A 23888-nucleotide genomic window follows, 5' to 3' on the forward strand; every position below is an offset into this window, starting at 1 on the left:
GCCACCGCGACGGCCACGGCTACGCGGCGGTGACGACGGCGGCCACGGCTGCGCGACGGTGACGACGGCGGCCACGGCTGCGCGACGGCCGCCGCAACCGCCACGGCCGACTTCACGGCCGCAGCTGTCGTCACGGCCACCGTTACGGCTATGGCCACCATTGCCGCGTCACCACTGGTGGTGCCAGTTCGCCTGCGCCGTCATTGCCGTCGCTGCGACGCGACTGTCCGACGCGCCGCTGGGACCCCGGCGGCGCGGGGGATCAGCCGATGGTCACCGGCAGTTCCTTGATGCCGTTGATGAAGTTCGAGCGCAGTCGCCGGGCCTCGCCGGACTGGTGCAGGCGGGGGTGGCGGCGGGCCAGTTGTTCGAAGAGGATCCGGAGCTCCAGCTTGGCCAGATGGTTGCCCAGGCAGAAGTGGGCGCCCCCGCCGCCGAAGCCGATGTGCGGGTTGGGGTCGCGGCCGATGTCGAAGGTGTCGGCGTCGGGGAAGACGGAGGTGTCGCGGTTGGCCGAGGCGTAGAAGACCACGACCTTGTCGTCAGCCTTGATCTCCTGCCCGCCCAGCACCTGGTCCGTCGTCGACGTACGGCGGAAGAGGTTGACCGGGGAGACCCAGCGGACGATCTCGTCGGCGGCCGTCTTCGCCAGGGCCGGGTCGGCGACCAGGCGGTCCCACTGGTCGGGGTGCTCGAAGAGGGCGAGCATGCCGCCGGAGGCCGCGTTGCGGGTGGTCTCGTTGCCGGCCACCACCAGAAGGAGGACGAAAAGGTCGAACTCGTCCTCACCGAGGGTTTCGCCGTTCTCATCCGGCTGGAGGAGCTTGGTGACGATGTCGTTCCTGGGGTTGACCTTGCGCTGGGCGGCGAGCTGGTTGGCGTAGGCGTAGACCTCCATGGCGGCCGCCGAGCCCTCCTCGGGGGAGGAGGAGTAGTCGGGGTCCTGGGCGCCGATCATGCGGTTCGACCAGTTGAACACCTTGTCGCGGTCCGTCACCGGGGCCCCGAGGAGCTCGCAGATCACGTAGAGGGGCAGGGGCGCGGCGACTTCGGTGACGAAGTCGATCTCGCCGGTCAGCTTGTCGAGGAGGTCGTCGCAGATGTCGCGGATGTGTTGTTCGAGGGCTCCGATCGTGCGCGGGGTGAAGCCCCGGTTGACCAGGGAGCGCCGCCTCGTGTGCTCCGGCGGGTCCTGGTTGAGCATCATGAGGCGCTGCAACGCGATCTGGTCCTCGGGCAGGTCGTCGAAGAGTGCGAGCTTACGGTGGGAGGAGAAGAGGTCGGAGTGCCGCGAGATGTGCACGACATCCTCGTAACGGGTCACGGCCCAGAACCCGGGCTCGCCCTCGTGCCAGTGGACGGGGGAGTTCGCGCGCAGCCAGGCGAGTTGGTCGTGGGGTGGGCCGGCTGTCGCGTAAAGGTCCCTGTCGACAAGGTCGATGTGCACGCGGTTTCACCTCTTGATCAAGCGCTTGGTTACGCTGTACTGAAACGTGTTCTATTACGTGTCTGTACGGTCGTCAAGGACGGCGGTGGATCGTTCCTCCTCCATCGGGGCCCGGAAATGGGTCCGGCAGGGGTCGAAGCCGCCTCGCGGTGACCATACGCCGGTTCGAATGGGGTCTGTTTGTCGTCCGATGTTTTGCTGGAGAAGATTTCGGCCGGGTGAATCGGCGGTCGGAGCGGTTAACTCGGTTCACAGCAGACAAGGTGCTCCAAAGGGTGTATTCCGAGGTCACGGATCGGATGTATCCATCTCGGCGCCCTTGACACACTCCGTCTCGTCGCACCAGCATCGAGGCACGAGACATCGGATGTATAGCTGAAGGGTGCGGTGTGAAGCTGCTGCGAGTAGGACCTGTCGGCCAGGAGCGACCGGTGGTCATGGACGACGCCGGCAACCTGCGCGACATCGGAGAGCCCGACATCGACGGTGCTTTCCTCGCCTCTGGGGGAGTGGCGCGCGTCCGCGACGCGCTGGAGCGCGGTGCCCTGCCCGTCGTCGAGGCCGAAGGGCTGCGAATCGGCGCCCCCATCGCGCGTCCGGGGAAGATCGTCTGCATCGGGCTGAACTACAGCGACCACGCCGCCGAGTCCGGGGCCGAGGTGCCGGCCGAGCCGGTGGTGTTCATGAAGGCGAGCAACACCATGGTCGGCCCGTACGACGAGGTGCTCGTGCCTCGGGGCAGCGTGAAGACCGACTGGGAGGTGGAGCTCGCCGTGGTCATCGGACGGCAGGCCCGCTACCTCGGCAGCAAGGAGGAGGCGCTCGGCGTGATCGCCGGGTACGCGATCTCCAACGACGTCTCCGAGCGTGAGTTCCAGCTCGAGCGCGGCGGGCAGTGGGACAAGGGCAAGTCCTGCGAGACGTTCAACCCGCTCGGCCCGTGGCTGGTGCCGGCCGACGAGGTGGGCGACCCGCAGAGCCTGCCCATGCGCCTGTGGGTGAACGGCGAGCTGCGCCAGGACGGCGACACCAAGAACATGATCTTCGATGTGGCCGAGATCGTGCGCTACCTGAGCCAGTTCATGGTGCTGGAGCCGGGCGACGTGATCAACACCGGCACGCCGGCCGGCGTCGCGATGGGGATGGCGGGGCAGCCTTACCTGCGGGCCGGTGACGTGATGGAGCTGGAGATCGGCGGGCTGGGGCGGCAGCGCCAGACGGTGGGACAGGCATGACGGCCGCGGGCACGTACCGGATCGTGGGGGTGGAGACGCACGACGTGCGCTTCCCGACCTCCCGGGAGCTCGACGGCTCCGACGCGATGAACCCCGATCCCGACTACTCCGCCGCCTACGTGGTGCTCAGGACGGACGACGGGTACGAGGGGCACGGGTTCGCCTTCACGATCGGGCGCGGGAACGACATCCAGACCACGGCCATCAGCGCGCTGGAGCCGTACGTGCTCGGCAAGGACGTCGAGAACCTCGGCGCTCTGTACAAGGACATGGTCAACGACTCGCAGCTGCGCTGGCTGGGGCCGGAGAAGGGCGTCATGCACATGGCGATCTCCGCCGTGGTCAACGCCCTTTGGGACCTCAAGGCCAAGCGGGCGGGCAAGCCGCTGTGGCGGTTGTTGTCCGAGATGTCGCCCGAAGAGATCGTCGAGCTCATCGACTTCCGCTACCTGAGCGACGCGTTGACCAAGGACGAGGCCCTCCAGATCCTGAAGAGCCAGGAAGGGGGGAAGCAGGCACGCATCGAGCAGCTGGTGGAAACGGGCTATCCCGCGTACACGACCTCCCCGGGGTGGCTGGGATACGACGACGAGAAGCTGCGGCGGCTCTGCAAGGAGGCGCTCGACCAGGGGTTCGGGCAGATCAAGCTCAAGGTCGGTGCCGATCTGGACGACGACCGGCGGCGGTTCAGGGTGGCCCGGGAGGTGTGCGGGGCCGATTTCCCGATCGCGATCGACGCCAACCAGCGCTGGGACGTCGGCTCGGCCATCGAGTGGGTCAACGCGCTGCGCGAGTTCAACCCGCATTGGGTCGAGGAGCCGACGAGCCCGGACGACGTGCTCGGGCACGCCGCCATCGCCCGGGGCATCGCGCCCGTTGCGGTGGCCACCGGCGAGCACGTGCAGAACCGCATCGTGTTCAAGCAGCTCCTGCAGGCCGAGGCCATCTCCTACGTGCAGATCGACTCCGCCCGGGTCGGCGGGGTCAACGAGAACCTGGCGATCCTGCTGCTGGCCGCCAAGTTCGGCGTGCCGGTGTGCCCGCACGCGGGCGGTGTCGGGCTGTGCGAGCTGGTGCAGCACCTGTCGATGTTCGACTTCGTGGCGGTCACCGGGACCATGGACGGCCGTGTGATCGAGTACGTCGACCACCTCCACGAGCACTTCGTGGACCCGGTCGTCATCCGCGGCGGCCGGTACGTGGCGCCGTCCAGGCCCGGCTTCAGCGCGGAGATGCACGCGGAGTCGATCGCCGCCCACACCTTCCCCGACGGTGAGGTCTGGAGGGACGGCACATGACCAGGCCGGCGTGCGGTGACCGACGCCCGGTTCAGGGCTCGGGAGGGCACCCGGGGCCAAGTCTGGGAAGGCGTCCAGGCCAGGATTCGGGCGGGGGTCCGGGAGAACACCCGGGCCCAGGTCTGGGAAGGCGTCCAGGCCGCGGCCTGGGAGGGCGTCCGGACCGGAGTCAAGGCGGGCGTCCGGACCGGGGTCGGGGCGGGCGTCCGGGTCGGGAGCTGGGCCGACGTGCCGATCGGGCTCGTGGTGAGCGGGCTCGGACGGCGGTGCGTGAGCTGGTGGGACGCGTGACGGGCCCGCCGGCGGGAGAGCGGCCCGAACGGGTGCGTGGCGAGCGGCCCGAACGGGTGCGTGGCGAGCGGCCCGAATGGGTGCGTGGCGAGCGGGTCGCCGGTCGGCGAGGGACAGACGGGCCCGTAAAGGGCAAGGCGATCGAGGGTTGGAGGGGCGTGTGAGTTTGAAAGCGGTCGTGACCGGCGGCGGGTCCGGGATCGGGCTGGCCGCGGCCACCGCGCTGGCCGGGCGTGGCATGAAGGTCGCGTGCCTCGACCTCAACCCGCCCGGCGAGCCGTTCATCGGGATCAAGGCCGACGTGACGGACGACGCCGGGGTGCGGGCGGCGGTGGCCGAGGCCGCCGAGCGGCTGGGCGGCATCGACGTGCTCGTCAACAACGCGGGCATCGGCGCACAAGGAACGATCGAGGACAACTCGGACAGCGAGTGGCACAAGGTGTTCGACGTCAACGTGCTCGGCATGGTCCGGGTGGCGCGGGCGGCGCTGCCGTACCTGAGAAGGTCCGAGCACGCCGCGATCGTCAACACCTGCTCGATCGCCGCCACCGCCGGGCTGCCGCAGCGGGCGCTCTACAGCGCCACCAAGGGTGCGGTGCTGTCGCTGACGCTCGCCATGGCGGCGGACCACATCCGTGAGGGCATCCGGGTCAACTGCGTCAACCCGGGCACGGCCGACACCCCGTGGGTCGCCCGGCTGCTGGACGCGGCCGACGACCCCGAGGCGGAACGCGCGGCGCTCAACGCCAGGCAGCCGATGGGCCGCCTGGTCAGCGCGGAGGAGGTCGCCGCCGCGATCGTCTACCTCGCCAGCCCCGAGGCCGGCTCGACCACCGGGACCGCGCTCGCGGTGGACGGCGGCATGCAGGGGCTGCGGCTCCGGCCAGGCAACCAAGGAAGGTAATCCCCCCATGAAGTTCGGACGGGTGGCCGCGGTCGCGGCCCTGTTGACGGTCGTCACCGCGTGTGGCTCAGGCACCACGACGGAAGGAGGGAGCGGCGGCGGGAAGGTCGGCATCGATCACCCCCGGGCCGACTCCGACTTCTGGAACTCCTACATCAAATACGTCCCGCAGATGGCCGGCGAGCTCAAGGTGGACCTCATGCCCGCCACGAACTCGCAGAACGACGTGGCCAAGCTGGTCAACAACGTGCAGGCGCTGACCGGCCAGGGCGCCAAGGTCATCGTCATGGCCCCGCAGGACACCGGCGCGATCGCCAACACGCTCCAGCAACTGGAGAACAAGAAGATCCCCGTCGTGACCGTCGACACCCGGCCGGACAAGGGCAAGGTCTACATGGTCGTACGCGCCGACAACCGCGCGTACGGCACCAAGGCGTGCGAGTTCCTCGGCGAGAAGCTCGGCGGCAAGGGCAAGGTCGTGCAACTCCAGGGCGCGCTCAGCTCGATCAACGGCCGTGACAGGTCGGAGGCGTTCCTGGAGTGCATGAAGGCGAAGTTCCCCGGGATCACGGTGTTCAGCGAGCCGACCGAGTGGGAGGGCAGCAAGGCGGCGTCCATGCTGCAGACCCGCCTGGAGCAGAACCCGGACATCAAGGGCATCTACCTGCACGCGGGCGGCGTACACCTGGCCCCGACGCTGCAGGTGCTCAAGCAGAAGGGCCTGCTGGTCCCGCCGAGCGACCCCAAGCACATCTTCGTGATCTCGAACGACGGGATCCCGCAGGAGTTCGAGTCGATCCGGAAGGGTGACATCGACGCGACGGTGTCCCAGCCGGCCGACCTGTACGCCAAGTACGCGCTCTACTACGCGAAGGCCGCAGCCGAGGGCAAGACGTTCAAGCCGGGCCCGACCGACCACGACAGCACGATCATCCAGCTGCCGAACGGCCTGGAGGACCAGCTCCCCGCGCCCCTCGTGACCAAGGAGAACGTGGACGACAAGGCCCTTTGGGGCAACCAGGTCAAGTAATGAGCATTCACGTTGAAGCCCGAAACGTCGTCAAGCGCTTCGGCCCGACCACCGCGCTGAACGGCGCGGAGATCGCGATCGCGGAGGGTGAGACCCACGCGCTCGTCGGCAGGAACGGCGCGGGGAAGTCCACCCTGGTGTCGATCCTCACCGGGCTCCAGCGGCCGGACGAGGGCGAGGTGCGGTTCTCGGGAGAGGCGGCGCCCGCCCTCGCCGACCGCGACGCCTGGCGGCAGCGCGTCGCGTGTGTCTACCAGAAGTCCACGATCATCCCGGCGCTGACGGTCGCCGAGAACCTGTTCCTCAACCGCCAGTCGGCCAGGGGCACGATCAACTGGCGGGCGCTGCGGGTCAGGGCACGCGAGTTGCTGGACACGTACGAGGTGGACGTGGACGCGCAGGCGCTGGCCGGAGACCTGAGCGTGGAGCAGCGCCAGCTCGTGGAGATCGCCCGCGCGCTGTCGTTCGGGGCCAGGTTCATCATCCTCGACGAGCCCACCGCCCGGCTCGACGGGCCGGCGATCGAGCGGCTGTTCGCGCGCATGCGGTCGCTGCGCGAGCAGGGCGTCACCATGATGTACATCTCCCACCACCTCGACGAGGTCTACGAGATCTGCCAGAGCGTCACGGTCTTCCGCGACGCCCGGCACGTCGCGACCAGGCCGGTGGCCGACCTGCCGCACGACGAGCTGGTCGCCGCGATGACGGGGGAGGCCACGGCGGCGTACGAGTCCCGCTCCCGCACCCCCGGCGACGCCGTGGTGCTGTCGGGCGAGAGCCTCACGCTGGCCGGCCGCTACACGGACATCGACCTCTCCGTCAGGTCGGGTGAGGTCGTCGGCCTGGCCGGCTCCGCGAGCAGCGGCAAGGTCGGCCTGGCCGAGACCCTGGTCGGGCTGCGGAAGCCGGACTCCGGCACCGTCACGGTCAACGGCACCCGCGTCAGGCCCGGCGACGTGCCCGCCGCCATGAAGGCCGGCCTCGGGTTCGTCCCGGAGGACCGCCACCACGAGGGCTTCGTCCCGCTGCTGTCGGTGGGGGAGAACGCGACGTTCCCGATCGCCCGCAAGCTGGGCCGCTACGGCGTGGTCTCCCCGGCGAGGCGCCGCGACAAGGCGGAGCAGATGATCGGCATTCTGGACATCAAGACGGAAGGGCCCGACCAGCCCGTCGGTGACCTTTCCGGAGGGAACGCGCAGAAGGTGGTGTTCGCCCGGGCGCTCGTGGACGACCCGAACGTCCTGGTCGTGATCAACCCGACCGCCGGCGTCGACGTCAAGGCCAAGCAGGCCTTGCTCGGCGCCGTCGAGGACGCGGTCGAGCGGGGAGCGGGGGCCGTCGTGGTCTCCGACGAGCTCGACGACCTGCGGATCTGCGACCGGGTGCTGGTGATGTTCCACGGCAGGGTCGTCAAGGACGTGCCACGTGGCTGGACCGACCACGAGCTCGTGGCCGTGATGGAAGGCATAGAGGAGTGACCACTTTGACTGCGCCGGCCCCCCGGCTGCGGCTGACCAGGTTCCGCGACCTGACGCTCGTTCCGGTGATCGTGCTCCTGCTCGTGGTGGGCGCGTTCCTGGACCCGACCTTCCTGACGGCGGGCAACCTGACGAACGTGCTCCAGCAGCAGGCGGCGATCTCGCTGCTCGTGCTGGCCGAGGCGATGATCCTGATCGCCGGCAAGTTCGATCTCTCGCTGGAGTCCACGGTCGGCACCGCGCCGGCCATCGCGGTGATGCTGGTGATCCCGGCGTCGGCGGGCGGGTTCGGCATCGGGTTGCCCGGGATGCTGGTGATCCCGCTGGCCCTGCTCATCGGGGCGGCGATCGGGGCGTTCAACGGCTTCCTGATCATCAGGTTCCAGCTGTCGGCGTTCATCGTCACGCTGGCCATGCTGATCATCGTGCACGGCTTCCTGCAGGGGCCGACGGAGGGCAAGACGCTGTTCGAGCTCCCCAGCTCGATCCTCTACCTGGGCAGCGCCATGTGGCTCGGCCTGCCGGCGGCCATCTGGATCGCCGGCGTGCTGTTCGCGGCGGGCATCTTCGGGCTCGGCTATCTCAGGCTGGGCCGGTCGCTGTACGCGATCGGCGGCAACACCGACGCGGCCCGCGCCGCCGGCATCCGGGTGGATCGGGTGCTGTACGGCGTGTTCATCCTGGGCGGCACGCTGGCGGCGCTGGCCGGCATCCTGGAGACCGGACGCCTCGGGGCGATCGGCAACAACCAGGGCGTCGGCTGGATCTTCATGGTGTTCGCGGCGGCCGTCATCGGCGGCGTCAGCATGGACGGCGGCAAGGGCACGATCCTCGGCGCGCTCACCGGCGTGCTGGTGATCGGCCTGGTCCAGAACATCCTCACCCTCATCGGCGTCTCGGGCTTCTGGCAGCCGGTCATCTACGGTGCGATCATCCTCATCGCCCTGATGATCAGCCGGATAGCGGGCGGAAAGGCACAAGATTGATGCGACGCGGGATCGACCTGCCACGGTACGGCTTCGGCGGCGCCCCCATCGGCAACCTGTACGACGAGGTAGCCGAGGAGCAGGCCCGCGCCACGGTGGACGCCGCCTGGGAGAGCGGGGTACGTCTGTACGACACCGCGCCCCACTACGGCCTGGGCCTGTCGGAGCGCCGCCTGGGCGCGGCCCTGGCCGGCCGCTCCGGCTACCTCCTGTCCACGAAGGTCGGCCGCCTGCTCAGACCGAAGCCGACCAGACCCGACCCCGGGGACACGGGCCCGTCCGGTGGGGGCCACGGCGACACGGGCACGTCCGGTGTGGGCCGTGACGGCGCGGGTGCGTCCGGTGTGGGCCGTGACGGCGGGGGTGCGTCCGGTGTGGGCCGTGACGGCGGGGGTGCGTCCGGTGTGGGCCGTGACGGCGCGTCCGGTGCGGGCCGTGATGACGAGGGCTTCGACGTGCCCGCCGAGCTGGAGCGGGTGTGGGACTTCAGCCGCGACGGCGTACGGACCTCGCTGGAGGAGTCCCTGGCCCGCCTCGGGCTCCCGGCGGTGGACCTCGCCCTCATCCACGACCCCGACGACCACGTGGAGCAGGCGATCGGGGAGGCGTACCCGGCGCTGGCCGAGCTGCGGGCCGAAGGGCGGATCCAGGCGATCGGCGTCGGGATGAACCAGTGGCAGGCGCCGCTGCGCTTCGTCCGGGAGACCGACATCGACGTGGTCATGCTCGCGGGCCGCTACACCCTGCTCGACCAGTCGGGCCTGCCGCTCCTGGAGGAGTGCGCCGAGCGGGGCGTCAAGGTGCTGGCCGCCGGGGTGTTCAACAGCGGCATCCTGGCCACGCACGAGCCGTCGGGCACCTACAACTACCAGCCGGCGCCGGCCGACCTGGTGGAGAAGGCACGCAGGATCGCGGCGGTGTGCGAGCGCCACGGGGTCACGCTGCCCCAGGCGGCCATGGCCTTCCCCCTGCGCCACCCGGCGATCGCCACGATCGTCCTGGGCGCGCGTGCGCCACAGGAGGTCGTGGAGAACGCCGCCCTGTGGTCGCGGCCGGTTCCGGAAGCGTTGTGGGAGGAGTTGGTGGCGGAAGGGTTGCTGCCGGGCAAGGAGTAGCGGATCCGCACGGCCCGCCGCCTCCGACGAGCCCGGCGGGCCAGCGGTTCAGCCGACCTCCCGGAGTGCGCTGACCGGCATGGCGCGCATCCGGTCGCCGAAGGTCAGGGTCTGTGTGCCGGTGTACAACGGCCACGGTCCGTTCGGCGTGTCGGAGGAGGGTGCCCATCGGAGTGTCGGCCATTCCCCGGCATGGTGCCCATCGGAGTGTCGGCCGTTTCCCGGCATGGCGCGCATCGGTGACGCGATGGTCGCCATCTGTCTGGTGGATCGGCCGCGATGATCCTGGTGATCTGGTCGCCGTAATCAGGTGGGCCGGTCAGGGCGGGATGAGGAGCCAGGACTTGGACGGTCCCGGTTCGTACGTCGAGTCCAGCCGCTTGGCGACCACCCCCGGCAGCCCCTGCTCCCGCGCCGCCTGCCGCACCGGCCCCGCCTCCCCCGGCCAGGACGGCGCCGTCTGCCAGTGGGCGCCGGTCAGCTCCAGCGCCTCCAGCGCCGCCCGCCGGGCCGTGTACGGCTCCCCGACCAGCGAGTGCCCGTCGTCGTACAGGAGGTCGTAGAAGACGAGGATCTCCGCGCCCCCGAGCGTGGCCAGTTCCCCGTCCAGCACCGCCGTGCGGCTGCCGAACGACTCCGCCAGCCCCCGCAGCCACGGATGCTCCCGGGCGGCGTCCGTGCGGCCCCCGTCGATGGGCACGACGAGGCGGCGGCCGCCCCAGGCGAACTCGAAGGCGTAGGAGGAGGTGTCCTTCGGGGGTCTGGCACGCGAGGTGGGCAGCATGGGCTCCAGAGCCGGGAACGGGTCGCGGACCGGGGGGTCCATGCGGTGGATCATCCAGTTCTTGTCCCGCGTCCGGAACAGCACGAACCGGCCCGAGGCCCGCTCCCCGTGCAGGACGAACTTGACCTCGCGATCCGACCACTTCTCCGTGTCGTACGTGCCGGTGTCCCAGACGGTCATGGTGCCGCCGCCGTACTCGCCCTTCGGGATCTCGCCGTGGAAGGTGAGGTACTCCATCGGGTGGTCCTCGGTGTGCACCGCCAGGTGGTTGGTGCCGGGGTCGGCGGGCAGGCCCTTGGGGACGGCCCAGGACACCAGGACGCCGTCGCGTTCGAGGCGCAGGTCCCAGTGCAGGGACCGCGCGTGGTGCTCCTGGATGACGAACGCCCGGCCGTCGGAGGGGGTGGGGGAGGCGTCGGGGACGGGCTCGGGGGTACGGTCCGGGTCGCGCTTGCTCCGATACTTCTTCAGTTTGTCGGACACAAGACCGGTACTACCCTTCCGGGCTCTCCCCGATCATCAGCGCCGGAAGCGCCGGAAGCGCCGGAAGCGCCGGCGCCGGAAGCGCCAGAGTCCTCCGACGTGCGCGCCGCCCCGGTGATCAGTCCAGCTCCAGCGCCTTGCGCAGCCACGACTCCACGCCCGCCACGTGCACGGTGGCCCAGGAGCGGGCGACCTCGGCCTGGCGGGCGGCGATGGCCTCGTAGATCGCGGTGTGCTGCTCCCGCGTCTTCTCCATCGCGCCCTCCTGCGTGAGCCCCCGCCAGATCCGGGCCCGGGTGGTGGGGCCCGACAGGCTCTCGATGAACGAGCACAGCACGCTGTTGCCGGAGCCCTGCGCGATCCGGTGGTGGAACTGCAGGTCGTTGGCCACCAGCTCCTCGACCGTGGGCCGGGCCGGCAGCGACTCCAGGATCACCCGCAGCTCCTCGATGTCGGCCTCGCTCATCTGCTCGGTCGCCATCGCCGTGGCGGCCGGCTCGAGGATCCGCCGGACCTCGAAGAACTGCAGCACCGTGTCGTCGCGGTGCAGGTCGAGCACGAACGACATGGTGTCCAGCAGCAGGCGGGGCTCCAGGCTGGTGACGTAGGTGCCGTCGCCCTGCCGCACGTCGAGCACGTTGATCAGCGACAGCGCGCGCACGGCCTCGCGCAGCGAGTTGCGGGACAGGCCGAGCCGCTCGGCGAGGTCGGCCTCCTTCGGCAGCCGGTCGCCGGGGGCCAGCTCGCCCGAGACGATCATCTGCTTGATCTTGTCGATGGCCGCGTCGGTGACCGCCACACTTTTCTCCCTAGACATCGGATGTCTAGGAGTCTAGGGCGTGGAAGCGGACCGGTTCGACACCGGCCAGGCGGCGGATCTGCCCTCTGGCCTCCAACGTGCGCAAATGGGCGGCGGCCTCACCGGCCGCCATGCCTCTCAGCATGGGGGCCAGCTCGTCCCACGGCTTGTTCCAGGTCATCATCGCGGCGGCCTCCCAGATGGTCAGCGGTTGCGGCCGCTCGGCCAGGAGGGCGCGCAGCCGTTCGAGCTTCTCCTCGTGATGGTGTCGGATCTGGGCGGCTCGCGCGGCTACATCGGGAAATATCCATTCATGGGCGGGCAGGGCGTCGAGGGAGCCGAGGTCGCTGACGCGGTCCAGCGACTCCAGGAAGTCGCTCAGGGGATCGACGTCGTCCCGGTCATAGGGGTAGATCCCGATGTGCGGGGTGATGTCGGGCAGGACGTGGTCGCCGGTGAACAGCCGGTCGGCGTCCTCCAGGTGCAGGCAGATGTGCCCCGGCGTGTGACCGGGGGTGTGCACGGCGCGCAGCTTGCGGCCCGGCAGGTCCACCAGGTCGCCGTCGCGCAGCTCGCGGTCGGGCAGCGCGGGCGGGGTGGGACGGCCGCCCATCGCCTGCCTGGCCTCGCCGGGGTCGGCTCCCGCCCGCCTGAGCATGTCGGTCTGGAAGGCGTCGTGCTCGCCGGCCGCGAACTCGGTCATGAGCCTGACTAGGGCCGCGTCGTTCTCGTGCATGGCGATCCAGCCGCCGGAGGCCTCCCTGACCTGACCGGCGAGCCCGGCGTGGTCGGGATGGAAATGGGTGACGACCACCCCGCTCACCGTGGTCACGTCGATCCCGAGCGCCGCCAGGCCGCCGCTGAGCGCGTCCCATGCGTCGGGGTGGTTCCACCCGGCGTCGACCAGCACGTGGCCCTTGGGCGACTCGACGGCGTAGACGAGGGTGTAACCGAGCGGGTTGCCGGGGATCGGCACCGGCACGCTCCACACCCCGCCGCCGAGATCCTGCGGCCGCTGTTCGGCATACGGCCTGCGCCTGGTCTTCATGTTCCCCCGATTCGCGTGTTCGATCTTGCTGGACAGGCCGCGGTCAGCCGATCCGCTCCAGGATCGTCGCCGTCGACAGCGCCCCGCCCGCGCACATCGTGACCAGCGCGGTCGCCGAGTCCGACCGCTCCAGCTCGTGCAACGCCGTGGTGATCAGCCGCGCGCCCGTGGCGCCGACGGGATGGCCGAGCGCGATCGCGCCGCCGTTGACGTTGACCCGGTCGAGGTCGGGCTCGTGCACGCTCGCCCACGACAGGACGACCGAGGCGAACGCCTCGTTCACCTCGAACCGGTCGAGGTCGCCCATCGTCATCCCGGACGTCGCCAGCACCTTGGCCGTGGCCTCCACGGGCCCGTCCAGGTGGTAGTACGGCTCCGCCCCGACCAGCGCCTGCGCCAGGATCCGGGCCCGGGGCCGCAGCCCGTGCCGCCGCGCCGCCCGCTCGCTCATGACCAGCACGGCGGCGGCGCCGTCGGAGATCTGGGAGGAGGTGCCGGCGGTGTGCAGCCCGTCCTCCAGCACCGGCTTGAGCTTGGCCAGGCCCTCGACGGTGGTCTCGCGCAACCCCTGGTCCCTGCGTACGTCCCCGACGGGCACGATCTCCCGCTCGAACCGCCCGTCCGCCCACGCCTTGGCCGCCAGCCGCTGCGAGCGCGCCCCGAACCAGTCGAGCCGCTCGCGGGTGAGCCCGCGCCGCCGCGCGATCCGCTCGGCGGCGGTGAACTGGTCGGGCAGGTCGATGCTCCAGTCGTCCGGCCTGGGCCGGGCGGGCAGCACGTTGCTGCCCAGCGGCGCGCGGCTCATGACCTCGACGCCGCACCCGATGCCGACCTCGATCGCGCCCGCGCCGATCATCGCGGCCGCCAGGTGCACCGCCTGCTGCGAGGAGCCGCACTGGGCGTCCACGGTGGTGACGCCCGTCCGGTACGGCAGCCCGGCGTACAGCCACGAGTGGCGCCCGACGTGCCCGCCCTGCTCCCCGGCCTGGGTCACGCACCCGGCGAACACCTGCTCCACGATCGCCGGATCGATGCCCGACCGCTCGACGAGCCCGTTCAGCGCGCCGGCCAGAACCTGTTGCGGTTTCAGCTCTGACAGCCATCCCGCCCGCTTGCCGATGGGCGTGCGAACGGCCTCGACGATCACAGGGGTGTCCATTGCCGCCTCCAGAACGATACTCTGGCGCGACTGTAACGCGTTCTACTTTGTTTCGGAACCCTCCCACTTCGCGGGCAGCCCGAACGTCTCGAACAGCGACTCCTCGAAGAACATGCCGACGTGGCCGAGCCGATCGCCGGAGAACGTCACCACCATGATCGCGAACTGCCCGTACACGCCGTCCTGGCGGTGATAGAGGGCGTAGGCCGGCTGGCCGTTGGCCGCGATCGGCACCAGCTTGAGGTCGCCGGCCGCCTTGGCGGGGCACTGCGTACGGACGAGCTCGGCGATCGTCTCCGGCCCCTGGTACCACCCGACGAACGGCGGCATCTCCCAGACCGCGTCCTTGGTGAACAGGTCGACCAGGCTGTCGATATCGTAGTTCTCGAACGCCGCGACGTATCGGTCGAGCTGGGCCCGCTGCTCCTGGGTCAGCGGCTCCACCGGGTCGTCCAGGCTCGGCGAGACCTCGTTGAGCTGGGCCCGGGCCCGCTGGAGGATGCTGTTGACCGCCGCCGTGGAGGTGCCGACCGCCTCGGCCACCTCGGCGGCCTTCCACTTGAGCACGTCGCGCAGGATCAGCACCGCGCGCTGCCGGGGCGGCAGGTGCTGCAGCGCGGCGATCAGCGCGAGCCTGATGCTCTCACGCGAGGTCACGATCGTGGCCGGGTCGTCGCCGCCCGCACCCGCCATGGCGTCGGGCATCGGCTCCAGCCAGGGCACCTCGTGGTCCTGCACCAGGGGTGCGCTCGCCTCGATGCTCGGCGCGCCGAGCCCCGTCGGCAGCGGCCGCCGGGAGCGGTTGTCGAGCGCGGTCAGGCACGTGGTGGTGGCGATGCGGTAGAGCCACGTACGCAGGGACGAACGCCCCTCGAAGTTGTCGTACGCCCGCCACGCGCGCAGATAGGTCTCCTGCACGAGGTCCTCGGCATCGTGCACCGAACCCATCATGCGGTAGCAGTGCGCCAGCAGCTCCCGCCGCATCGGATCAGCCAGCCGGAGGAAGTCCTCATTAATCGGCTTGTCGGTCATACCTCCCTGTATAGACGCCGCCACCGACAGATCGACGAGTTTTTCCCCCGGCCCCGGCAATTAGTGCGTTTCCCTTGACTCCCCATTCATGAAACGCCTGCTCAGTGCGGGACGGTGAGGACGATCTTGCCCGTGGTCCGGTTGGTCTCGCCCAGCTCGTGCGCCTTGGCCGCCTCCGCCAGCGGCAGGGCGGCGGCGATCTCCGCCCGCAGCCGGCCCGCCTCGACCAGGGCCGCCAGCGCCCGCATCGCGGCCTGGTCCGGCTCGACCAGGATGGCCTCCGACCGGATGCCCAGCTCGGCCGCCCGCGCGTGCAGGCCGGGGTCGAGCAGGCTCAGGGCGAGCGAGACGATCGTGCCGCCCTCGCGCATGGTGCGCAGCGAGCGTGTCCCGTAGTCGCCGCCGATGGTCTCCAGCACCACGTCCACGTCCCGTACGACCTCGGCGAAGTCCGCCGTGCGGTAGTCGACCAGCTCGTCGGCGCCCAGCCCGCGCAGGAAGTCGTGCTTGGCGGCGCTGGCGGTGCCGATCACGTAGGCGCCCCGCGCCTTGGCGATCTGCACCGCCAGGTGGCCGACCCCGCCGGCGGCGGCGTGGATCAGCACCCGCCGGCCCGCTCTCAGGCCGGCGACGTCCACGAGCGCCTGCCAGGCGGTCAGCGCGGCGAGCGGGAGCGCGGCCGCCTGGACGTGGTCGACGCTCTCGGGCTTGCGGACGAAGTGCCGCGAGGGGGCGGTCACGTATTCGGCGAAGGCGCCGTGGCCCTGCGGGTAGCGCAGCATGCCGAACACCTCGTCGCCCGGCTTGTAGAGCGCCTGCCCGACGCCGGAGCCCTCGACCACGCCCGAGACGTCGTAGCCCAGCACGAACGGCGGCGCCATGCGCAGGAGGCCGCCGGTCGCGCGGGTCTTCCAGTCAGTGGGGTTGAGCCCGGCGGCCTCCACCCGCACCAGCACCTCGGTCGGGCCGGGCACCGGCTTGTCCACCTCGACCGTCTTCAGCACGTCCGGGCCGCCCAGGGCGTCCTGGCTGATCGCTCTCATCTTCATGTGGTCCAGCCTGCTCGCCCGGGGCCCGGCCCGCGAGTGGGCCGACGGCCAAGAGGCGTAAAGATCAGGCCGTCAGATGTCGGCGAGCAGCCGCGCGGCGGCGGTCTCGATGCGCCGCTGGATCTGGTCGTACGTACGCCGCCCGCGCAACATCTCCAGCAACTCCTGGACCCACACGCTCGCCAGCGACCCCGCGAGGTCGATCTGCTCCTCGCTGGCCTGCTCCAGCGTCAGCCCGCTGGCCGAGACGCGCAGCAGCAGCCCCGTCATACGGTCGCCGAACGGGGTCTGGACCTCGGCCATGATCAGCGACCGGATGAGCGCGTCGGCCAGCTCCGGCTCGCGCATCAGCCCCCGGGTGGCCCGCATCAGCACGTCGACCGCGCGGCTCGACGGGGTGGAGGCCCCGGGCGGCCGGCGCTCGATGCTGCTCTCCAGCAGGTCGATCTCCTCGCCGACCACGGCCACGACGAGGTCCATCTTGGAGGGAAAGTATCGATAGAGCGTGCCAAGCGCCACGCCCGCGCGCTCGGCCACCGTGCGCATCTGCATGGCCTCGACCCCGCCGCGCGAGGCCAGCGCGGCGGCGGCCTGGACGATGCGCTTGCGGCGTTGGTGCTGGCTGCGAGTTCGGACGCTGTGCCCGCCCGTGGTGGGGTGGCTCTCCATGGTCCCCTCGGTGTCGCTGGAGGGTGCTGCGGTCGACGCGTCCGTGGTACGCATAAGAACACGTTATCTGATTTCTCGATTACGCGGCTTGTTACTCGCGGGTCACAAACAAGCCGTATAGGCCCATGTCTTTGGCGTTACGGGCACATGTCGCGACTTGTTGACCGGGCCGGGTTCTGGACAGATATTAGAATCTGTTCTAGTTTGCGATTCGGCTTACCTAGCGCTTGCTGGAGGAGCGATGACCGCGGACACGCTCGGCTCCCTGTTGCTCGCCCGGGCCGAGGACGACCGGCCCGGACTGGTGTTCGAGGACAGGGTGTGGTCGTGGCGGGAGCACGTGGCCGCCTGCCGGGCCGCCGGGGCGTGGCTGTCCGCGCGCGGGACCGGCCTGCACGTCGGGGTGCTCTGCGAGAACGTTCCCGAGCTGGTCTTCCTGGTCGGCGGGGCGGCGCTGGCCGGGCACGTGGTCGTCGCGCTGAACCCCACGCGGGGGGTCGAGGAGCTGGCCCGCGACGCCCGCGCGACGGACGTGGATCTCCTCCTGGCAGGTGATGGCCTCGCCGAGGTGGCCCGGCAGGTGTCGGAGGACCTCGGGGTGCCGGCGCTGCCGCTCGCCGTCGAGCCGGCATCCGACGCTCCCGTGTATGGTGCCGCCGATCCCGGTGACCTGGTGATGCTGATCTTCACCTCGGGCACCTCCGGCCGCCCCCGCGCCGTACGCGTCACGCAGCGCAAGCTCGCCGTCCCCGGCGTGAGCCTGGCGGCGATGCTGGCCCCGGACGACGTCGTCTACTGCTCGATGCCGCTGTTCCACTCCGGCGCCCTGATGGCCGCCTACGCCCCGGCCGTGGCGTCGGGAGCCGCGCTGGTGTTGCGGCGGCGGTTCTCGGCCTCGGGGCTGCTGCCCGACATCAGGCGATACGGCTGCACGTACCTCCACTACGTCGGCAAGGCCCTCTCCTACGTCCTGGCCACCCCGGAACGTCCCGACGACGCCGCCAACCCGCTCAAGATCGCGTTCGGGAACGAGGGGAGCGCGGTGGCCGTCAGAAGGTTCGGGGAGCGGTTCGGGTGCCTGGTCATCGACGCCTTCGGGTCCACCGAGACGGCCATCTCGCTCACGCCCGACCCCTCGGGTCCCCCCGGGTGCCTCGGCCGCCTGCCCGACGGCGTACGGATCCTCGACCCCTTCACCGGCCTGTCCTGCCCGCCGGGCGTGATCGAGGACGGCCGGCTGCTCAACCCGGAGGAGGCCGTCGGCGAGCTGGTCAACACGGCCGGGCTCGGGCTGTTCGAGGGCTACTACAACGACCCGGAGGCGGACGCCGAGCGGATCAGGCAGGGCGCGTTCTGGTCGGGCGACCTGGCCTACGCCGACCCGGCCGGCTACGTGTTCTTCGCCGGGCGGGGGACCGAGCGGCTGCGGGTGGACGGTGAGAACCTGGCGGTCGCGCCCATCGAGGCCGCGCTGCGGGAGTTCGGCGGGGTGGTGGAGGCGGCGGTGTACCCGGTGCCGGATCCGGCGGCCGGTGACCAGGTCATGGCGGCGCTCGTGCTGGAGGGGGCCTTCGACGCGGCGGCGTTCGACGGGTTCCTGGCCGGCCGGCGCGATCTGGGTGCCAAGTCGTTACCCCGCTATATCCGCATTTGTCGGGAGTTACCCCTGACGCCTTCGCACAAGGTCATCAAGCGGCACCTCGCCCGCGAGGCGTGGCGCGCCGCCGACCCGGTCTGGTGGCGCGCCCCCGGCGGGCTCCGGCCGCTGACCGAGGCGGACGTCAAGGGCATCGAGGAGGAGTTCGTACGGCACGGCAGGCAACACCTCTTGGAGACGTAGTGGATTTCAACCTGGACGAAACCCAGCAGGATCTGAAGAAGCTCGCGGCCGAGGTCCTGGCCAGAGAAGGGGACGAGGAGCGGCTGTGGCAGGCCGGGCTGATGGGCGTCTGCGTTCCGGAGGACGCGGGCGGCGCCGGGCTCGGGCCGGTGGAGATGGCCGTGGTGCTGCGGGAGGTCGGCGCCCGGGCGGCGCCGGTGCCGGCGCTGCCGACGCTGGCGGGCACGCTCGCCCTGGCCCGGCACGGCAGCCCCGACCAGCAGCGGCGCACCACGGGACGGGTGACCCTCGCCCTCCGCGAGCCCGGCCACGACCTCGCCGACCCGCCTACCACCACCGCCCGCCTGGCCGACGCGCCCGCGACCGCCGCCCGCCTGGCAGGACCGCCCGCGACGGCCGACCGCCCCGACTCTGCCGGGGGTGGGTGGGTGCTGAACGGGCGGAAGGTGTCGGTGCCGCATCCCGGGGCGGTGGCGCTGGTCACCGCCGACGAGGGCCTGTTCCTGGTGGCGTCGCCGGCCACGACGGCCGAGTTCGCGTCCACGGGGGAGCCCGCCGCCACGATCGTGCTCGACGACACCCCGGCCGAGCACGTGGCGGGGCCCGAGGCGGTCGAGGACGCGCGGCGGATCTTCACCGCCGCCGTCGCCGCCCAGGCCAGCGGCGTCCTGGCGGGGGCGCTGGAGCTGACCACCGGCTACATAAGGCAGCGCCGGCAGTTCGGCCGGGCGCTGGCCGAGTTCCAGGCGGTGACGATGCAGATCGCCGACGTCTACATCGCCGGCCGGGCGCTGGACGTCGCCATGTGGTCGGCGGTCTGGCGGCTGGGCGAGGGGCTGCCGGCCGAGCAGGACCTGGCGCTGGCCGCGTACCACGTCGGTGAGGCGGTCAAGGCCCTCTACACCTGCCAGCACCTGCACGGCGGCCTCGGGCTCGACGTGACCTACCCGCTGCACCGCTACTTCGCCCAGGCCAAGCACCTGTCCCACCTGCTCGGCGGCGCCGACGCCCAGCTCGACCTGATCGGAGCGCTCGTCTGATGCTCATCGACCTGACTCCCGAGCAGCGCAGCCTCCGCGACGAGCTGCGCGAGTACTTCCGCGGCTGCCTCACCGCCGAGGACCGCGCGAAGATCGCCCAGGACCCGTTCGGCGAGGCGTACATGGAGCACTGCCGCCGCCTCGGCCGCGACGGCAAGCTGGGCCTCGGCTGGCCCAAGGAGTACGGCGGAGGCGGCTACGGCCCCCTGGAGCAGCAGATCTTCGCCAACGAGATAGCCCGCGCCGGAGTGCCGTACCCCATCATCACCGTGCAGACCGTCGGGCCCACGCTCATGCAGTACGGCACCCAGGAGCAGAAGGACCGGTTCCTGCCGCGCATCCTCGCCGGGGAGTGCCACTTCGCGATCGGCTACAGCGAGCCCGAGGCGGGCACCGACCTGGCCTCGCTGCGGACGACGGCGGTGCTCGACGGCGACCACTACGTCGTCAACGGCCAGAAGATCTTCACCAGCGGCGCCCACTACGCCCAGTACATCTGGCTGGCCGCCCGCACCAACCCCACGGCCAAGAAGCACAAGGGCATCACCATGATGATCGCCTCCACGGACGACCCCGGCTTCTCGTGGACCCCGATCGTGACCATGGACGGCCGCCACCACACCAACGCCACCTACTACTCCGACGTACGCGTCGCGGCGGACATGGTGGTCGGCGAGGTCGACCGGGGCTGGGACCTGATCGTCAACCAGCTCAACCACGAACGGGTCACGCTCGGCCCGGCCGGCAACCTCGGCCAGACCTACGACCGCTTCCTGGCATGGGCCCGCCGCACGGGCCTGGACGGCAACCCCGACGTACGGCGGGCGCTGGCCAGGGTGTGGGCCGCCTTCCGCACCAACGAGCTGCTCAACTGGCAGGTCGCGGCCAACATGGACCTCGGCTGGCTGGGCGCCCCCGACGCGTCGGCCACCAAGATCTACGGCTCCGAGCGCATGCAGGAGATCGGCCGGATCGTCGGCGACACCCTGGCCAGGTACGGCGACCCGTCGGACCCGGAGACGGCCGAGCTGCTCGAACGCGTCGACCACGGGGTGAAGGGGGCGGTGGTGCTGACGTTCGGCGGCGGGGTGAACGAGGTGCAGCGGGAGCTGATCGCCATGCTCGGCCTGAGCCTCCCGAGGCCCCCACGATGACGGACGCGGAGATGACGGGCGGGCGCGCGATGACGGACGAGGAGCTGCGCGAGCTCGCGGCCAAGCAGGTGGCGCTGGGCGAGGTGCGCGGCGCCCCGGCCGCCGACCCGGTGAACGCGCCCATGATCCGCCACTGGCTGGCCGCCATGGGCGACACGAACCCGGCCTACCTCGAACAGGGCGTCGCCCCGCCCGCGATGGCGCAGGTGTGGACCATGCAGGGCCCGCGTACCCAGCCCGGCAAGGAGCGCTCGCCGGTCGACGACCTGATGGCCGCGCTCAACGACAGCGGCTACACCGGCGTGGTGGCGACGAACTGCGAGCAGACCTACCACCGCTACGTCCGGATCGGCGAGCGCCTCACCCCGGCCACGAGGTTCTCCGACCTGGCGGGCCCGAAGCGGACGGCTCTCGGCGTGGGCTTCTTCGCGACGTGGAACGTCACCTGGTACAGCGAGGACGACGAGCCGGTCGCCGAGATGCTGTTCCGGGTCCTGAAATTTCGCCCACCGGAGACCGCCAAGCTCCCGCCGTACCCGCTGCAACCGGCGATCAACCAGGACACGGCCTTCTTCTGGGAGGGCGTCAAGCGGGGCGAGCTGCGCATCCAGTCGTGCGCCGACTGCGGCGAGCTGCGCCACCCGCCCGGCCCGCTGTGCCCGCACTGCCGCTCGGCCAACCGGGCCCACACGGTCGCGAGCGGCACGGGAACCCTCTACAGCTACGTCGTGCACCACCACCCGCCCGTGCCGGGACGCGAGACCCCGTTCGTGGTGGGCGTGGTGGAGCTGCCCGAAGGAGTACGGGTCGTGGGCAACGTCGTGGACTGCCCCGTCGAGGAAGTGGAGATCGGCATGCCGCTGCGGGTGACGTACCGGGCCATGGACGACCGGCTCGTCCTGCCCATGTGGGCGCCGGAGGCGTCATGATCGGGACCACGCTGCCCGAGCTGTCCATCGACCTGACGCCCACCGTGGTCGTCTCCACGGCCCTGGCCACCATGGACTTCACCCCGGTGCACCACGACACGGCCCTCGCCCGCGCCCAGGGCTCGAAGGACATCTTCCTCAACATCCTGACCACCATGGGCCTGGTCGAGCGCTACGTCACCGACTGGGCGGGCCCAGGGGCCGTCATCAGGAGCATCGACGTCAAGCTGGGCGTGCCCGCGTACGCGGGCGACCGCCTCACCTTCTCCGGCACGCTCGTGGCCCGTGCGGGCGACCGGCTCACGGTCGAGGTACGCGGCCGGGTGAGCCTCGGCGACCACGCCACCGGAACCGTCACGTTCACCAATGGGGAGGGGTAGTGCGGTCACGTACGGCCATCGCGGGCATCGGCGCCACCGAGTTCAGCAAGGAGTCGGGGCGCTCGGAGCTGCGCCTCGCCGCCGAAGCCGTGCTGGCGGCGCTCGACGACGCGGGCCTGTCGCCCGGCGACGTGGACGGCCTGGTCACCTACAGCCAGGACGCCAACCAGGAGATCGCCGTGGCCAGGGAGACAGGCATCGGCGATCTGACCTTCTTCTCCCGCGTCGAGTACGGCGGCGGCGCGGCCTGCGGCACCGTCGCGCACGCGGCCATGGCCGTGGCCACGGGCATGGCCACCACGGTGGTCTGCTACCGCGCGTTCAACGAGCGCTCGGGTCGCCGCTTCGGCCAGCCCAACGCGGGGCTGACCGGCCAGCCGACCTCCCAGGGGCTGGAGATGAGCTGGCACGTGCCGTTCGGGCTGATGACGCCGGCGGCCTGGGTGGCCATGTTCGCGCGGCGCTACATGCACGCGTACGACGCCACCTCGCAGGACTTCGGCCGGGTGGCGGTGGCCATGCGCAGGCACGCGGCCACGAACCCGGCCGCCTGGTTCCACCGGCGTCCCATCACGCTGGAGGAGCACCAGGCGTCCCGGTGGATCGTGGAGCCGCTGCACCTGCTCGACTGCTGCCAGGAGAGCGACGGGGCGGTGGCCCTGGTCGTGACGTCCGCCGAGCGGGCCCGCGACCTGCGCAGGTCCCCCGCGGTGATCACGGCGGCGGCCCAGGGCGCGGGCGCCGGCCAGATGATGATGACCAGCTACTACCGCGATGACATGAGCGGCCTGCCCGAGATATCCGTCGTCGGCCGCCGGCTCTGGGAGACGTCCGGTCTGTCGCCCGCGGATATCCAGACGGCCATCCTGTACGACCACTTCACCCCGTTCGTCCTGACGCAGCTCGAGGAGCTCGGCTTCTGCGGGCGCGGGGAGGCGCCGGGCTTCCTCCAGGACGGGGGGATCGAACTGGACGGCCGCCTCCCGGTCAACCCGCACGGCGGGCAGCTCGGGGAGGCGTACATCCATGGCATGAACGGCATAGCGGAAGCCGTCCGGCAGATCAGGGGCACCGCCGCCAACCAGGTCCCGGCCGTCACGAACGTCCTCGTGACGGCCGGGACCGGCGTGCCGACGAGCGGCCTGATCCTGTCCGCCGGCTGAGGCTCAGCCCTTCCAGGCGCCGGCCACCTGGCGGGTGGCGGCGTTGAGCCGGTTCCAGATGTTGATGGTGCCGATGCCCAGGAGCAGCGCGGCCAGCTCGGTCTCGCTGAAGTGGTCGGCGGCCTCGTCCCACACCTCGTCGGGCACCGGGTCCGACCGGTCGCTGAGCCGGGTGACCGCCTCGGTCAGGGCGAGCGCGGCGCGCTCGGCGTCGGTGAAGTAGGGGGCGTCGCGCCAGCCCGCCACCGTCCAGATCCGCTCGTCGCTCTCGCCGTTCTTCTTCAGGTCACTGCCGTGCATCTCCAGGCAGACGCTGCAGCCGTTGATCTGGCTCGCGCGCAGGTAGACCAGGTCGAGGAGCTGCTTGGACACCCCGCCGGTGGCGATGCTCTTGCCGAGCGCATTCAGGGCCTGCACGGCGTCGGGCAGGACGAAGGCGGGGTGCTTCATACGTGGTTCCATCGTGTCCTCCGAAGGGTCCCGGTTTCATGGGTCACTGCCATGACGGACGGGAGCGGAGGAATGTGACAGATGCCCGGCGCTCGCGGCACGCGCCGCGAGCGCCGTTCACGCGA

At 70.9% G+C, this 23888-nt stretch carries 23 protein-coding genes; 14 read left to right on the top strand and 9 right to left on the bottom strand.

Features of this window, described 5'->3' with window-relative positions:
- Window positions 1-262 precede the first annotated feature (262 nt).
- Window positions 263-1447 carry a cytochrome P450 gene (locus AB0J69_RS34360; protein ID WP_364125983.1) on the bottom strand — a complete coding sequence of 395 codons (1185 nt, stop codon included), beginning with the start codon at window positions 1445-1447 and terminating at the stop codon, window positions 263-265.
- 389 nt (window positions 1448-1836) lie between these two features.
- Here AB0J69_RS34360 and AB0J69_RS34365 point away from each other — a divergent pair, with 389 nt between their 5' ends.
- From AB0J69_RS34365 to AB0J69_RS34400, 8 genes are all read left to right on the top strand, one after another.
- A complete protein-coding gene (locus AB0J69_RS34365) occupies window positions 1837-2682 on the top strand; it encodes a fumarylacetoacetate hydrolase family protein (RefSeq protein ID WP_364125986.1) in 846 nt (281 codons plus the stop codon).
- Window positions 2679-3980 (top strand): L-fuconate dehydratase, encoded by a 1302-nt coding sequence (locus AB0J69_RS34370; protein WP_364125989.1) that lies wholly within the window; start codon window positions 2679-2681, stop codon window positions 3978-3980. Before AB0J69_RS34365 ends, AB0J69_RS34370 begins: the two co-directional genes overlap by 4 nt.
- Window positions 3981-3995: 15 nt before the next feature.
- Window positions 3996-4271: a hypothetical protein gene (locus AB0J69_RS34375; RefSeq protein WP_364125992.1), complete on the top strand. Its 276-nt coding sequence runs from the start codon at window positions 3996-3998 to the stop codon at window positions 4269-4271.
- A gap of 160 nt (window positions 4272-4431) precedes the next feature.
- On the top strand, window positions 4432-5175 hold the full coding sequence (locus AB0J69_RS34380; RefSeq protein ID WP_364125995.1) for an SDR family oxidoreductase: 744 nt from the start codon (window positions 4432-4434) through the stop codon (window positions 5173-5175).
- 7 nt (window positions 5176-5182) lie between these two features.
- Window positions 5183-6205, top strand: a complete 1023-nt coding sequence (locus AB0J69_RS34385; RefSeq protein WP_364125998.1) for a sugar ABC transporter substrate-binding protein — start codon at window positions 5183-5185, stop codon at window positions 6203-6205.
- On the top strand, window positions 6205-7683 hold the full coding sequence (locus AB0J69_RS34390; protein ID WP_364126001.1) for a sugar ABC transporter ATP-binding protein: 1479 nt from the start codon (window positions 6205-6207) through the stop codon (window positions 7681-7683). Before AB0J69_RS34385 ends, AB0J69_RS34390 begins: the two co-directional genes overlap by 1 nt.
- On the top strand, window positions 7680-8669 hold the full coding sequence (locus tag AB0J69_RS34395) for an ABC transporter permease (RefSeq protein WP_364126004.1): 990 nt from the start codon (window positions 7680-7682) through the stop codon (window positions 8667-8669). The genes AB0J69_RS34390 and AB0J69_RS34395 overlap by 4 nt, the downstream gene beginning before the upstream one ends.
- Window positions 8669-9784, top strand: a complete 1116-nt coding sequence (locus tag AB0J69_RS34400) for an aldo/keto reductase (protein WP_364126007.1) — start codon at window positions 8669-8671, stop codon at window positions 9782-9784. Before AB0J69_RS34395 ends, AB0J69_RS34400 begins: the two co-directional genes overlap by 1 nt.
- Before the next feature lie 319 nt (window positions 9785-10103).
- Here the strand turns inward: AB0J69_RS34400 and AB0J69_RS34405 are convergent, their stop codons facing one another.
- From AB0J69_RS34405 to AB0J69_RS34435, 7 genes are all read right to left on the bottom strand, one after another.
- Window positions 10104-11051, bottom strand: coding sequence for a DNA polymerase ligase N-terminal domain-containing protein (locus AB0J69_RS34405; protein ID WP_364126009.1), 948 nt, complete (start codon window positions 11049-11051; stop codon window positions 10104-10106).
- 118 nt (window positions 11052-11169) lie between these two features.
- Window positions 11170-11850, bottom strand: coding sequence for a FadR/GntR family transcriptional regulator (locus tag AB0J69_RS34410; RefSeq protein WP_364126012.1), 681 nt, complete (start codon window positions 11848-11850; stop codon window positions 11170-11172).
- 25 nt (window positions 11851-11875) lie between these two features.
- Window positions 11876-12898 (bottom strand): MBL fold metallo-hydrolase, encoded by a 1023-nt coding sequence (locus tag AB0J69_RS34415; protein WP_364126014.1) that lies wholly within the window; start codon window positions 12896-12898, stop codon window positions 11876-11878.
- Window positions 12899-12941: 43 nt separating this feature from the next.
- Complete coding sequence (locus AB0J69_RS34420) at window positions 12942-14057, bottom strand: steroid 3-ketoacyl-CoA thiolase (RefSeq protein WP_364126017.1); 1116 nt, start codon at window positions 14055-14057, stop codon at window positions 12942-12944.
- 42 nt (window positions 14058-14099) lie between these two features.
- Window positions 14100-15089, bottom strand: coding sequence for a sigma-70 family RNA polymerase sigma factor (locus tag AB0J69_RS34425; RefSeq protein WP_364126019.1), 990 nt, complete (start codon window positions 15087-15089; stop codon window positions 14100-14102).
- Between the two features lie 101 nt (window positions 15090-15190).
- The gene (locus AB0J69_RS34430) at window positions 15191-16132 is read right to left on the bottom strand and encodes an NADP-dependent oxidoreductase (protein WP_364126048.1); all 942 of its coding nucleotides are present in this window, start codon (window positions 16130-16132) and stop codon (window positions 15191-15193) included.
- Between the two features lie 78 nt (window positions 16133-16210).
- Window positions 16211-16807 (bottom strand): TetR family transcriptional regulator, encoded by a 597-nt coding sequence (locus AB0J69_RS34435; RefSeq protein ID WP_364126050.1) that lies wholly within the window; start codon window positions 16805-16807, stop codon window positions 16211-16213.
- 241 nt (window positions 16808-17048) lie between these two features.
- Here AB0J69_RS34435 and AB0J69_RS34440 point away from each other — a divergent pair, with 241 nt between their 5' ends.
- Genes AB0J69_RS34440 through AB0J69_RS34465 form a run of 6 tightly spaced genes read left to right on the top strand, consistent with a single transcriptional unit; the run spans window position 17049 to window position 23313 of the window.
- Window positions 17049-18647: an AMP-binding protein gene (locus AB0J69_RS34440; RefSeq protein ID WP_364126021.1), complete on the top strand. Its 1599-nt coding sequence runs from the start codon at window positions 17049-17051 to the stop codon at window positions 18645-18647.
- Window positions 18647-19687 (top strand): acyl-CoA dehydrogenase family protein, encoded by a 1041-nt coding sequence (locus AB0J69_RS34445; protein WP_364126024.1) that lies wholly within the window; start codon window positions 18647-18649, stop codon window positions 19685-19687. The genes AB0J69_RS34440 and AB0J69_RS34445 overlap by 1 nt, the downstream gene beginning before the upstream one ends.
- Window positions 19687-20841, top strand: coding sequence for an acyl-CoA dehydrogenase family protein (locus AB0J69_RS34450; RefSeq protein WP_364126027.1), 1155 nt, complete (start codon window positions 19687-19689; stop codon window positions 20839-20841). The genes AB0J69_RS34445 and AB0J69_RS34450 overlap by 1 nt, the downstream gene beginning before the upstream one ends.
- A complete protein-coding gene (locus tag AB0J69_RS34455) occupies window positions 20838-21770 on the top strand; it encodes a bifunctional MaoC family dehydratase N-terminal/OB-fold nucleic acid binding domain-containing protein (RefSeq protein WP_364126030.1) in 933 nt (310 codons plus the stop codon). The genes AB0J69_RS34450 and AB0J69_RS34455 overlap by 4 nt, the downstream gene beginning before the upstream one ends.
- Window positions 21767-22150 (top strand): MaoC/PaaZ C-terminal domain-containing protein, encoded by a 384-nt coding sequence (locus AB0J69_RS34460; RefSeq protein WP_364126033.1) that lies wholly within the window; start codon window positions 21767-21769, stop codon window positions 22148-22150. The genes AB0J69_RS34455 and AB0J69_RS34460 overlap by 4 nt, the downstream gene beginning before the upstream one ends.
- Window positions 22150-23313: a lipid-transfer protein gene (locus tag AB0J69_RS34465; protein WP_364126036.1), complete on the top strand. Its 1164-nt coding sequence runs from the start codon at window positions 22150-22152 to the stop codon at window positions 23311-23313. Before AB0J69_RS34460 ends, AB0J69_RS34465 begins: the two co-directional genes overlap by 1 nt.
- 3 nt (window positions 23314-23316) lie before the next feature.
- On the opposite strand, the gene AB0J69_RS34470 is transcribed toward AB0J69_RS34465, so the two are convergent.
- Window positions 23317-23763: a carboxymuconolactone decarboxylase family protein gene (locus AB0J69_RS34470; protein WP_364126039.1), complete on the bottom strand. Its 447-nt coding sequence runs from the start codon at window positions 23761-23763 to the stop codon at window positions 23317-23319.
- Window positions 23764-23888: the final 125 nt, after the last annotated feature.

It is taken from the genome of Nonomuraea sp. NPDC049709 (assembly GCF_040674815.1).
Taxonomy (GTDB): domain Bacteria; phylum Actinomycetota; class Actinomycetes; order Streptosporangiales; family Streptosporangiaceae; genus Nonomuraea.